Raw genomic sequence first — 11,471 nt, 5'->3', positions numbered from 1 at the left:
GCCAGGCCCCGAGCGCGGCCCCGGCCGGCAGCGCCGCGATCAGCGCGCCACCGAGGCGCTCGTCCCCGTGCTCGACGGCGTAGGCCAGCGCGACCGCCTCCGGGGCGATCAGCACCCCGCCGGCGGCCCAGCCGAGCGCGATGAAGGTCCGGCGCACCGGATCGGCCAGCACCAGCCGGAACGCGACCGAGACGTCGAGACCCCACGGCGCGTCGGCCAGCGCGGCCGGACGGTGCCGGACCGCGGCGATCAGGATCAGCGCAGAGACGCCGTAGCTGACCACGTCCAGCCAGAGCGCGAGCTGGGCCGAGGCTCCGTAGGCGACCAGACCGCCCAGGGCCAGGCCGACCGTCTGGTTCAGCTGGTAGAGCGTCCGGGAGATGCCCGCGCCGGCGTGGAAGTCGGCCGGCTCGGTGAGGACGTCGGGCACCAGGGCCGACCGCGCTGCATCGAACGGGGCGCTGAACAGTTCGGCGAGCAGCAGCACCGCGGTCAACGACCACAGCGGCGCCTCGGCGGCCACCATCAGCGCCAGCACCGCGACCACGGCGGCCCGGGCAAGGTCGCAGCCGATCATCAGGGCGCGGCGGGGCAGCCGGTCGGCCAACGGACCGAGCAGCAGCGCACCGGCGATGCCGGGCAGGTAGCTGACGACAAAGGCGAGGGCGGAGTACAGGGCGCTGCCGGAGCGCTCGAGGACGATGCCGGCGACGGCGACACGGGCGAACTGGTCACCGATCTCGCTGGTGACCTGGGCGCCGATCAGGGCCCGGAATTCACCACTGCGCCACGGTCGTCCCCGCCCTGTACTCATGCGTCAGTGCTCATCGACGCTCAACGACGCTCATCGAGAACAGTCACTCGTAGAACACCCGCTCCACGACCGCGCGCGCGTGGCGGGTGACCCGGCGGTAGTCGTCCAGCAGGTGGCCGGACTCCTCCGGGGGACAGCCCAGGATGCGGGCGATCGAGGACAGCTCGCGGCCACCGGTGGGCGGGCTGTCCGCGGGCCGGCCACGGACCAGCATGATCGCGTTGCGCATCCGGGTGGCCAGCCGCCAGGAAGCGTCCAGCACGTCCCGGTCGTCGGCGTCGAGCAGTCCCGCGTCGCGGGCCGCAGCCAGGGTGAGCAGGGTGCGGGTAGTGCGCAATCCCGGGTGCTGCGCGCCGTAGCGCAACTGCAGCAGCTGTGCGACCCACTCGACGTCGGCGAGGCCGCCGCGGCCGAGCTTGGTGTGCAGGGCGGGATCGGCGCCCCGAGGCAGGCGTTCGGTCTCCACCCGCGCCTTGATCCGGCGGATCTCCCGAATGTGATCATCCGTCAGGCCTGTGGCCGGATAGCGCAACGGGTCGATCATGGCGGTGAAGCGCTCGCCCAGGTCGGCGTCGCCCGCGACGAATTCCGCCCGCAACAGGGCTTGGGCCTCCCAGGGGCTGGACCAACGGTCGTAGTACGCGTGGTAGGAGGCCAGCGAGCGGACCAGCGGCCCCTGCCGCCCCTCGGGGCGCAGGTCGGCGTCCACTTCGAGCGCCGGCTCGGAGGCCTGCATCTTGAGCAGGCGGCGCATCTCGTTGGCGATCGCCTGCGCGCCGTCGGTGGCGACCTTCTCCTCCACCCCCGGCAACGGGTCGTGCACGAACAACACGTCCGCGTCGCTGGCGTAGCCGACCTCGTGCCCGCCGAGGCGTCCCATCGCGATCACGGCCATGCGGGTGACCGGCTCGCCCTCGGGGACGACCAGGCGGGTGGCCGCGTGCAGCGCACCGGACAGCGTGGCCCCGACGACGTCGGTCAGGCCTTCGGTGACCGGGATGACCTGAAGCATCCCGAGCGCGTCGGCCGCCGCGATCCGGAACAGCTCGCGGCGGCGGATCGCGCGCACGCTGATCGCCGCGGCCTCGGGGTTCTGCGCGCGGGCGACCGCGGCGTGCACCTCGGTGAACAGCGCACTGCGCTCGCGCGGACGCAGCTCGGCGTCGTCGGCCAGCATGTTGGTGGCCTCGGGGGCGTTGAGGAGCAACTCCGAGGCGAACCGGGTCGAGGCCAGCAGGTGCGCCATCCGCTCGGCGGCCTTGCCCTCGTCACGCAGCAGGCGCAGGTACCAGGGCGTGGAGCCGAGGGCGTCGGAGACCTGACGGAACGCCAGAAGTCCCGCGTCGGGGTCCGCGGCGTCGGCGAACCAGCCGAGCATGGCAGGCAGCAATGTCCGCTGGATCGAGGCGCGTCGACTGACGCCGGTGGTGAGCGCCTCCAGGTGCCGCAGCGCTCCGGCGGGGTCGGCGTAACCCAGGGCGGCCAGCCGGGCCCTGGCCGCGTCCGGGGTCAGCTTGGCGTCGTCCTCGGCCAGCCGGGACACGGCCATCAGCAGCGGACGGTAGAAGAGCTTCTCGTGCAGGCGCCGGACCTCGTGGGCGTGCTTGCGCCAGGTCTCGGTCAGCTCGACCTTGGGGTCGCCGCGCAGCCCCATCGCGCGGCCGAGGCGGCGCATGTCCGCGTCGCCCTCCGGCAGCACGTGGGTCCGCCACAACTTGTAGAGCTGAATGCGGTGCTCGAGGGTGCGCAGGAAGCGGTAGGCCTCGTCGAGGCGGGCGGCGTCGTCGCGGCCGACGTATCCACCAACTGAAAGGGCCGCCAGTGCTGACAGGGTAGTGCCGCTGTGCAGCGTGTCGTCCGCCCTCCCGTGCACCATCTGCAGCAACTGCACGGCGAACTCGATGTCGCGCAGGCCACCGGGCCCGAGCTTGATCTGCCGCTCCGCCTCGGCCGGCGTCATCGTCGCCTCGACCCGCTTACGCATCGCCTGGGTGTCGGCGACGAAGTTCTCCCGGTTGGCGGCCTTCCACACCATCGGCCCGATGGCGTCGAAGTAGGCCTTGCCGAGCCCGCGGTCGCCCGCCACCGGACGTGCCTTGAGCAGAGCCTGGAACTCCCAGGTCTTGGCCCAGCGCTCGTAGTAGGCGACGTGGCTGGCCAGGGTGCGCACCAGCGGGCCCTGCTTGCCCTCGGGGCGCAGAGCGGCGTCGACCGGCCAGACCGTGCCCTCGGCGGTGGCGGCCGAGCAGGCCTTCATCAGGTTGGAGGCGAGTTGGGTCGCGCAGCGCAGGGCGGCCTGCTCGTCGCCGCCCTCGTACGGCTCCGCGACGAAGACCACGTCGACGTCACTGACGTAGTTCAGTTCCCGGCCGCCGCCCTTGCCCATCCCGATCACGGCGAGCCGGCACGGCTCCGCGTTCGCCGGCAGGGCGGACCGGGCGATCGCCAGCGCGGCCTCCAGGGTCGCCGCGGCGAGGTCGGCGAGCTCCGCGGAGACCGCCTCGAGATCTGCGCCACCGGTCAGGTCGCGCGCGGCCAGGCGCAGCAGCCAGCGCCGGTACTCGATGCGCAGTCGGTCGTAGGTGGTGTCTCCGGCGTCGTCCGCGACCGGCTCCGCCTCGTCGGCGTTCGCACCGACGGCCTCGAGCATCGCGGCCCGCAGGAAGTGCGGGGAGTCCGGCGCCCCGGCGTCCTTCTCCACCAGCTTCCAGTCGGCTGGATGGCGGAGCAGGTAGGCGCCGAGGGCCTGGGATGCGCCCAGGACGGCGATCAGCCGGCGCCGGAACGCCTCGGAGCGCACGAGGGCCGCCCGCAGTTCCTTGCCGTCGGTCACCTCGGCGAGTGCGGTCAGCGAGGCCAGCGCGAGGTCCGGGTCGGCGGCCTCCCCGAAGGCGGCGAGCAGATCCGGGTCGGACTCCAGATCCAGGTCCGGCAGGGCGATCCGGCGGATGGCCTCCGGCCGCTCCTGGAAGCCGAGCCGAACCAGCAGCGCGTCCGTCGTCGCCGTCCGGGGACGGTGCGGTTCGGGCGCGCTCACGGGGATCAACCTAGCCGTGGACCGGCGGTGGGACATGCTGTGCGGATGGAGTTGCAGGTGCACGCGCGCGTGGTGCTCGGGGTGCTGTGCGTGGAGGGCCCGGCGCACGGATTCGCACTGGCCCGCAAGCTCTCCCCGGAGGCCGAGTTGGGCCGCGCGTGGTCGGTGTCCCGGCCTCAGGTCTACCGCGCGATCGAGCAGCTGGCCGAGGCCGGCTTCGCCCGGGCGGGCGAGGTCGAGAGCGGCTCGCGGGGGCCCGGCCGGACGCCGTTCCAGATCACCGCAGCCGGCACCAGGACGGCCCGAGAGTGGTTCGACCAGCCCGTCGACCACCTGCGCGACGCCCGCTCCGAGCTGCTGATCAAGCTGATGCTCCGGGACCGGATGGGCCTGCCCCGCTCCCCCTTCATCGACCAGCAGTACCAGGTCTTCGTCGACCTCACCGACGCCCTGGTCAAGCGCTCCGACGCCGACCCGGCGGACCTGGTCGCGATGTGGCGGGCGGAGATGGCCCGCGGCGTCCTCGCCGCGATCGGCCGGCTCCGCTCCGGCTGACCCGCCCGCGGGCCCTGTGGAGTTAGTAGTTGCACTGTTACTAATGGGCAGTTACAGTGTGACTACGACATGGGCTGAGCACCTTCACGCAGGCCCCAGGGGAAATCGGGCGGTTCCCCCTCGGGGCCTGCGTCATGTCCGGGCTCATCTCAACGGCCCGCCGGCACTTCCCGGTGAGAACGAGGGACGAGCGGGGCCGGTACTCCGCGGGCGGCGAGGGATCCGCGCAGCCGAGGACTCCGTAGGCGACTAAAGCGGAGCGTTCCGTCCAGGGCGAGCTTGCGAGCCAGGACGGAACCGAGCCATCGCCGAGGAGTCCTCGGCGGAGCGGGGCCCTCAGAGCACAGGCAGATACCGGTCCAGCTCGAACGGAGTGACCTGCATGCGGTACTCCTCCCACTCCCGCCGCTTGTTGCGCAGGAAGAAGTCGAAGACGTGCTCGCCGAGGGTCTCGGCGACGAGCTCGCTGCGCTCCATCAGCGCGATCGCCTCGGCCAGGTTCTGCGGCAGCGGGTCGATGCCCAGCGCGCGTCGCTCGGAGGTCGAGAGCGACCAGACGTCGTCCTCGGCGCCCGGCGGGAGCTCGTAGCCCTCGTCGATGCCCTTGAGGCCGGCCGCCAGCAGCAGCGCGTAGGCCAGGTAGGGGTTGCAGGCGGAGTCGAGCGAGCGGACCTCCACCCGGGTGGACTGTCCCTTGGTCGGCTTGTACATCGGCACCCGGACCAGCGCAGACCGGTTGTTGTGGCCCCAGCAGATGAAGGACGGGGCCTCGCCGCCGCCCCACAGTCGCTTGTAGGAGTTCACCCACTGGTTGGTGACCGCGGTGATCTCCGCCGAGTGCCGCAGCAGGCCGGCGATGAACGCCCGCCCGACCTTGGACAGCTGGTACTCCGCGCCGGCCTCGTAGAAGGCGTTGCGGTCACCCTCGAACAGCGAGAGGTGGGTGTGCATCGCCGAGCCGGGGTGCTCGGTGAACGGCTTCGGCATGAACGAGGCGAACACGCCCTGCTCGAGGCCGACCTCCTTCATCACCATTCGGAAGGTCATGACGTTGTCGGCGGTGGACAGGGCGTCCGCGTAGCGCAGGTCGATCTCCTGCTGGCCCGGGCCGCCCTCGTGGTGGCTGAACTCCACCGAGATGCCCATTGACTCCAGCATCGTGATCGCGTGCCGGCGGAAGTCGTGCCCGGCGCCGTGGATCGTGTGGTCGAAGTACCCGCCGTGGTCGATCGGCGTCGGCCGCTGCCCGATCTCCGGGTGCTTGTCGAAGAGGTAGAACTCGATCTCGGGGTGGGTGTAGAAGGTGAACCCCTGGTCCGAGGCGCGGGCGAGCGTCCGCTTCAGCACGTAGCGCGGGTCGGCGAAACTCGGGGTGCCGTCGGTCTGCAGGATGTCGCAGAACATGCGCGCGGTGCCGGGGGCCTCGGCGCGCCAGGGCAGCACCTGGAAGGTCGCCGGGTCCGGCTTGGCGAGCATGTCCGACTCGTGCACGCGAGCGAAGCCCTCGATGGCGGAGCCGTCGAAGCCGATGCCCTCCGCGAAGGCGGACTCCAGTTCGGCCGGTGCGATGGCGACCGACTTGAGGAAACCCAGAACGTCGGTGAACCACAACCGGACGAAACGCAGGTCACGCTCTTCGAGGGTGCGTAAGACGAATTCGGTCTGCTTGTCCATGGAGCCCATTCTCACGGATGACGACTGCCGAGGTGCAGCCTTACCGGCTCGTGTTTCGTCGGGGTTACGCGCGCAGGTGAGAGGGGGTGCGGCACGCTGTGGCGATCAGGACGCAGCGATTTCTGACGCTGGGTGCGACGACCGTCACGGGCTTCGTCGCGCTCGGCTTGGCGCTGCCCGACAACTCCCCGGCCCCCCGCCTGGTGCTCGACCCGCCGGGCCGGGCCGAGCGCGCGCTGGCCGACCCGCTCCTGGCGATGGCCCCGTGGCGGGAGTTCCCGGTCGGCGATGGGCGCCGTCCGCTCCTCGTCTTCGACCCCGTGACCCTGCCCAGCGCGCTGCGGGCGAGCTCCGGCACGGCCCAGCGGTTCCAGGGCCGCTGGATCGGCCCGGAGGAGCGGCCGGTCAGTCCCCCACGCCTGGACGCGTACCCGATCCTGAGCGCCGAGGACGCGGTGAGCACCCTGCGCCGGACCGCCCTGGGCACGGTGCGGGACCCGGAACCGGGCGCCGACCCGGTCCGGATCACCGAGATCCGGCTGACCCGGCGGACCTTCGACACCGACCGGGGCCGGCTCACGCTGCCGGCCTGGACCGTCCTGTTCGAGTCCGTACCGGTCCCGGCCACCGTGCTCGCCGTCCGCGGCGACGGCGTGTACCCCTCGCCGGTCCCGACGGATTCCGAAGGCGACGTCACGATCAGCCCGGACGGAACGCGGCTGACCTACAACTTCCTCGGCGCCGCCCCCGGCGAGGGGAACTGCCGGGCCGACTACACCCCGGTCTTCCAGGAGACCGCGACGGCGGTGGCCGTCGGCGCGATCGAGCACCCGAACGGCCACAACCGCAACGGCAACTGCCGGCTCTCGTCGTCCCGGCGCTCGGTGCTAATCAAGCTGAGCGCGGCGCTGTCCAACCGCGTGGTCGTCACCTACTCCTACGGGTCCCCGCTGCCGGTCCGCCCGGACGGCACCTACCGGTGGTTCCGGCCGTCGGCGGATGACCGCTGAGTCCTACTCCGCCAACGTGTTGATGGCCTGAGCCCAGAGGAAGTACTTGTTCGTGCCGAGGTCGGAGACCGTGGAGATGTTGAACGCCTCCTTGAGCAACTTCGCGTCCCCTTCGCTGACACCCTGCAGGGCCTCGACCGGAGCCTTCGCGAGTTCGGTCATGCTCATGCCCTCGTAGGCCTTGTCCACCTTGGTCGCGATGTCGCCCATGGGATCTCCTTCGGTTCGGCCGACGCCCGATGGCACCGGCACCCAGCCCTCCTTCCCCCGATCACCCGCCGCCGCACCTCGAATCCGGCCGGACCTAGGCTCAAAGGCATGCCGCAGCTTCGCCTCGCTCTCTGCCAGGTCAACGTCACCGTCGGCGCCATCGCGGCCAACACCGAGATCGTGGTGGCCCGGGCCCACGAGGCAGCGGCCGCCGGTGCGCAGCTGGTCGCGTTCCCCGAAATGGTGCTCACCGGGTACCCGGTGGAGGACCTCGCGCTGCGCCGGTCGTTCCAGCGGGCCTCCCGCGCCGGCCTCGACGCGCTGGCGACCCGGCTGCTGGACGAGGGCCTGGGCGAGGTGGCCGTGGTGGTCGGCTACCTGGACATCGACGAGCGCGCGCGGCCGCAGCTGGGTCGCCCGATCGGGGCGCCGGAGAACGCGCTCGCGGTCCTGCACGGCGGCCGGGTCGCGATCCGGTCGGCGAAGCACCACCTGCCCAACTACGGGGTGTTCGACGAGTTCCGCTACTTCGTGCCCGGCAACGTCCTGCCGGTGGTGCGCCTGCACGGCATCGACGTCGCCTTCGCGATCTGCGAGGACCTCTGGCAGGACGGCGGCCCGGTCGCCGCCGCCGGCGGCGCCGGGGTCGGGCTGCTGGTCGTGATCAACGGCTCGCCCTACGAGCTGGACAAGGACGACACCCGGCTCGCGCTGTGCGCCCGGCGCGCCGCGGAGGCCGGCGCGACGCTGGCCTACGTCAACCTCGTCGGGGGACAGGACGAGCTGGTCTTCGATGGCGATTCCCTGGTGGTCTCCGCCGCCGGTAAGGTGCTGGCCCGGGCGCCGCAGTTCGTCGAGGCCGTCCTGGTCGTCGACCTGGACCTGCCGCAGGGCGCGGCCGAGCCGGTCGACCTCGGCGCCGGGGACGTCAGCGTGGTCCGCACCCTGATCTCCGCCGAACCGCTGCCGTCCTGGGACCCCGCGCCCGTCGCGGTGCAGCCCCGCCTCCCGGCCGAGGCCGAGGTCTACGCCGCGCTGGTCACCGCCCTCGGCGACTACGTCCGGAAGAACGGTTTCCGCTCGGTGATCCTGGGCCTGTCCGGCGGGATCGACTCCGCCCTGACCGCGGCGATCGCCTGTGACGCGATCGGGGCCGCCAACGTCCACGGGGTCTCGATGCCGTCGAAGTACTCCTCCGACCACTCCCGCACCGACGCCGACGACTCCGCCGCCCGGCTCGGCTGCCAGTACCGGGTGGTGGAGATCGAGCCGATGGTCGCGGCCTACCTGGACTCCCTCAAGCTCACCGGCCTGGCCGAGGAGAACCTGCAGGCGCGGGTGCGCGGCACCACGCTGATGGGGCTGTCCAACGCCGAGGGACACCTGGTTCTGGCCACCGGGAACAAGAGCGAACTGGCCGCCGGGTACTCCACGATCTACGGCGACGCGGTCGGTGGCTACGCGCCACTCAAGGACGTCCCGAAGACGCTCGTCTGGAAGCTCTCCGCATGGCGCAATGCCGAAGCCGGTCGTCGCGGTGCACTACCGCCGATCCCACCGAACTCGATCACCAAGCCGCCGTCCGCGGAACTGAGGCCGGGTCAGCTCGACACCGACTCGCTGCCGGACTACGCCGTGCTCGACGACCTGCTCGACGACTACATCGAACGCGACGCCTCCGCTGCGGACCTCGTCGCCGCCGGATTCGACCCGGAGCTGGTGGAGCGGATCCTGCGTCTGGTCGACCTCGCGGAGTACAAGCGCCGGCAGTACCCGCCGGGCACCAAGATCTCGCTGCGCGCGTTCGGCCGTGACCGCCGACTGCCGATCACCAACGGCTGGCGCGAGCAGGCCCCGCCCACCTGAGGGTGCGTCAGTGAGTGGCGCGGCAACGCAGGCGGTCGAGGTCGTGCACGGTGATGTCGGGGGCGGCCCAGCGCGTCACCGGCACCGAATTCGAGCTGGTGCGGACCTGCGCGCGCAGGCGGCCGATGGTGTCCAGCAGCAGACCCTCGCGCACCTCTGGGTGGCGGTCCAGGAAAGCACGGAACGGTGCGGCCGGCAGCGAAAGCACCTCGACGTCGGAGAGCGCAGTGACGGTGGCCGAGCGGGTCTTGCCGTCGATCACCGACCACTCCCCGACCAGCTCGCCGGGGCCGAACACATCGAGCACGACGTCGCGTCCGTCGGCGGAGCCGACGACGACCTTGAGGTCGCCCTCGAGCAGGACGACGGCCTCGTGCGCGACGTCGCCCTCCATGAACAGGATCGCGCCCGCCGGGTAGCCGCGACGGGTTCCCATCGCGGTCAGCTCGGCAGCGCACTCGAGGCGGGGTCCCCCGCTGCGCACTCGGCCCCGCGGCCGTGAGTACTTGTGCTCATCGGCGCGGGCTACCCTGGGAGGCGTCCGGGGACCTCATCGGGAGGCCTCGAGACAGCCCCCCTAGGAGTCAATGATGAGCTCCCCCACTGCGCCTGCGGCAAACGGTCCGTCAGAATCCGCGACGGCCACCGAAACCGCACCGGTCTACGGCAACCTTCCACCCGCCAAACGGATCCGGGTCCCGGCCCTGCACGCGATGAAGGACCGCGGCGAACGCTGGCCGATGCTGACCGCGTACGACATGTACACCGCGGAGATCTTCGACGCGGCCGGCATCCCGGTCCTGCTCGTCGGGGACAGCGCCGCGAACAACGTCTACGGCTACGAGACGACGGTGCCGGTGACCGTCAACGAACTGCTTCCCCTCGTCCGCGCCGTCGTCACCGCCAGCCGGCGGGCCCTGGTCGTCGGTGACCTGCCGTTCGGGTCGTACCAGGTCTCGCCCCAGCAGGCGCTGGAGACGGCGATCCGCTTCATGAAGGAAGGCGGCGCGCACGCGGTCAAGCTTGAAGGCGGGGTGCGGGTCGCCGCGCAGATCAAGGCGATCGTCGACGCCGGCGTGCCGGTGATGGCGCACATCGGGTTCACCCCGCAGAGCGAGCACGGCCTCGGTGGGTACCGGGTGCAGGGCCGCGGCGCGGCCGCCGAGCAGGTGCTCGCCGACGCGCACGCCGTGCAGGAAGCTGGTGCGTTCGCCGTCGTGCTGGAAATGGTCCCGGCCGAGGTGTCCAAGCGGGTCACGGCGGAGCTGAAGATCCCGACCATCGGCATCGGCGCCGGCCCGGACTGCGACGCCCAGGTGCTGGTCTGGCAGGACATGGTGGGGCTGCGGGACGGACAGATCCCGCGCTTCGTGAAGCGCTACGCCGACATGCGCGGGGTCCTCACCGAGGCCGCCAAGGCCTACGCCGCCGACGTCGTGGCCGGCACCTTCCCGACCCACGAACACAGCTACCACTAGCTGGCCGGCCCATCAGCTTGCCCAGGCCTCCCCGGGCCGGGCCGCCGCCAGTTGCGCGGTGAGTTCGGCCCGGGCGGTCGCCATCGAGGGGCCGTACCAGGTCAGCAGTCGGCCGGACACCAGCGCGACGTCCAGGCTGGGGAAGGCTTCCGGTCCGTCCAGGGCGGTGAAGGTGTACGGCTCGTCGGGCAGGACGACCAACTCGGCGCCGCGCTCGCGCACCTCGTCCACCGTCGTTTTCGGGTAGCGCTCGAACTCGTCCGCGGGCGGGTCGTCGTAGACGTTGTCCAGGCCGAGCTTGGCGAGCATCGCCGTGGTGAAGGTGTCGGCGCCGGCCACCATCCAGGGCTTGCGCCAGATCGGCACCGCGACCTTCCGGCGCACCTCAGGCGCCGGCTCGGCCCAGGACCGCTCGGCAGCCGCCAGCCAGGAGGGCCGGCCCAGCCCGCAGACCGCCAACAGCCGGCCCAGCGAGGTGAGCGCGGAATCCACGTCCCGGATGTCGCAGACCCAGACCGCCAACCCGCGGGCGCGCAACTCGTCCAGGTCCGGGCGCCGGTTCTCCTCCACCGCGGCCAGCACCAGGTCGGGCGCGAGGGCCACCACCGCGTCCAGATCCGGATTCTTGGTGCCCCGGATCCGTTCACAGGCGAGCGCGGGCGGGTGGGTGCACCAGTCGGTGACCCCGACCAGCAGGTCCGGAGCGGTCTGCCCGATCGCCTCGGTCAGCGAGGGCACCAGCGAGACGATCCTCCGCACGGCGGCCGGAACGGCCACCTCCAGCCCGGTGTCGTCGCGCACAGCTCCCCCGCTCATCTCGCCGCTTA

The 11,471-nt window shown here is 71.8% G+C and carries 10 protein-coding genes; 4 read left to right on the top strand and 6 right to left on the bottom strand.

The annotated features are described in order from the left end of the window. On the bottom strand, positions 1–814 hold an 814-nt coding region (locus tag H0X00_RS04730), incomplete at its 3' end, for an MFS transporter (RefSeq protein WP_293767611.1). A gap of 43 nt (positions 815–857) precedes the next feature. Next, a complete protein-coding gene (locus H0X00_RS04725) occupies positions 858–3,851 on the bottom strand; it encodes a bifunctional [glutamine synthetase] adenylyltransferase/[glutamine synthetase]-adenylyl-L-tyrosine phosphorylase (RefSeq protein WP_293767610.1) in 2,994 nt (997 codons plus the stop codon). Positions 3,852–3,878: 27 nt separating this feature from the next. Here H0X00_RS04725 and H0X00_RS04720 point away from each other — a divergent pair, with 27 nt between their 5' ends. Further along, entirely contained in the window at positions 3,879–4,406 is a 528-nt protein-coding gene (locus tag H0X00_RS04720; RefSeq protein ID WP_293767609.1) for a PadR family transcriptional regulator, read from the top strand. A 336-nt stretch (positions 4,407–4,742) separates the two neighbouring features. On the opposite strand, the gene H0X00_RS04715 is transcribed toward H0X00_RS04720, so the two are convergent. After that, a complete protein-coding gene (locus H0X00_RS04715) occupies positions 4,743–6,080 on the bottom strand; it encodes a glutamine synthetase family protein (protein WP_293767608.1) in 1,338 nt (445 codons plus the stop codon). Positions 6,081–6,166: 86 nt separating this feature from the next. Between H0X00_RS04715 and H0X00_RS04710 the strand changes: the two genes are divergently transcribed. Continuing rightward, entirely contained in the window at positions 6,167–7,090 is a 924-nt protein-coding gene (locus H0X00_RS04710; RefSeq protein ID WP_293767607.1) for a hypothetical protein, read from the top strand. Positions 7,091–7,093: 3 nt separating this feature from the next. Here the strand turns inward: H0X00_RS04710 and H0X00_RS04705 are convergent, their stop codons facing one another. Beyond that, entirely contained in the window at positions 7,094–7,300 is a 207-nt protein-coding gene (locus H0X00_RS04705) for a hypothetical protein (protein WP_293767606.1), read from the bottom strand. 108 nt (positions 7,301–7,408) lie between these two features. Here H0X00_RS04705 and H0X00_RS04700 point away from each other — a divergent pair, with 108 nt between their 5' ends. Next, positions 7,409–9,166 (top strand): NAD+ synthase, encoded by a 1,758-nt coding sequence (locus tag H0X00_RS04700; RefSeq protein WP_293767605.1) that lies wholly within the window; start codon positions 7,409–7,411, stop codon positions 9,164–9,166. Between the two features lie 7 nt (positions 9,167–9,173). Here the strand turns inward: H0X00_RS04700 and H0X00_RS04695 are convergent, their stop codons facing one another. After that, positions 9,174–9,602 (bottom strand): Crp/Fnr family transcriptional regulator, encoded by a 429-nt coding sequence (locus H0X00_RS04695; RefSeq protein WP_293767604.1) that lies wholly within the window; start codon positions 9,600–9,602, stop codon positions 9,174–9,176. Positions 9,603–9,753: 151 nt separating this feature from the next. Here H0X00_RS04695 and panB point away from each other — a divergent pair, with 151 nt between their 5' ends. Continuing rightward, a complete protein-coding gene (gene panB / locus H0X00_RS04690; protein WP_367186430.1) occupies positions 9,754–10,644 on the top strand; it encodes a 3-methyl-2-oxobutanoate hydroxymethyltransferase in 891 nt (296 codons plus the stop codon). A gap of 12 nt (positions 10,645–10,656) precedes the next feature. Here the strand turns inward: panB and H0X00_RS04685 are convergent, their stop codons facing one another. After that, entirely contained in the window at positions 10,657–11,460 is an 804-nt protein-coding gene (locus tag H0X00_RS04685) for a helical backbone metal receptor (protein ID WP_293767602.1), read from the bottom strand. Positions 11,461–11,471 lie beyond the last annotated feature (11 nt).

It is taken from the genome of Sporichthya sp. (assembly GCF_013815995.1).
GTDB lineage: Bacteria > Actinomycetota > Actinomycetes > Sporichthyales > Sporichthyaceae > Sporichthya.
Note: the sequence above shows the minus strand (reverse complement) of the source record. Positions and strands in the feature narration are given on the sequence as shown.

Coding starts and splice junctions, on each gene's coding strand:
- H0X00_RS04715 (WP_293767608.1), bottom strand. CDS start 6,080: ATGGACAAGCAGACCGAATTCGTCTTACGCACCCTCGAAGAGCGTGAC.
- H0X00_RS04705 (WP_293767606.1), bottom strand. CDS start 7,300: ATGGGCGACATCGCGACCAAGGTGGACAAGGCCTACGAGGGCATGAGC.
- H0X00_RS04700 (WP_293767605.1), top strand. CDS start 7,409: ATGCCGCAGCTTCGCCTCGCTCTCTGCCAGGTCAACGTCACCGTCGGC.
- H0X00_RS04695 (WP_293767604.1), bottom strand. CDS start 9,602: ATGGGAACCCGTCGCGGCTACCCGGCGGGCGCGATCCTGTTCATGGAG.
- panB (WP_367186430.1), top strand. CDS start 9,754: ATGATGAGCTCCCCCACTGCGCCTGCGGCAAACGGTCCGTCAGAATCC.
- H0X00_RS04685 (WP_293767602.1), bottom strand. CDS start 11,460: ATGAGCGGGGGAGCTGTGCGCGACGACACCGGGCTGGAGGTGGCCGTT.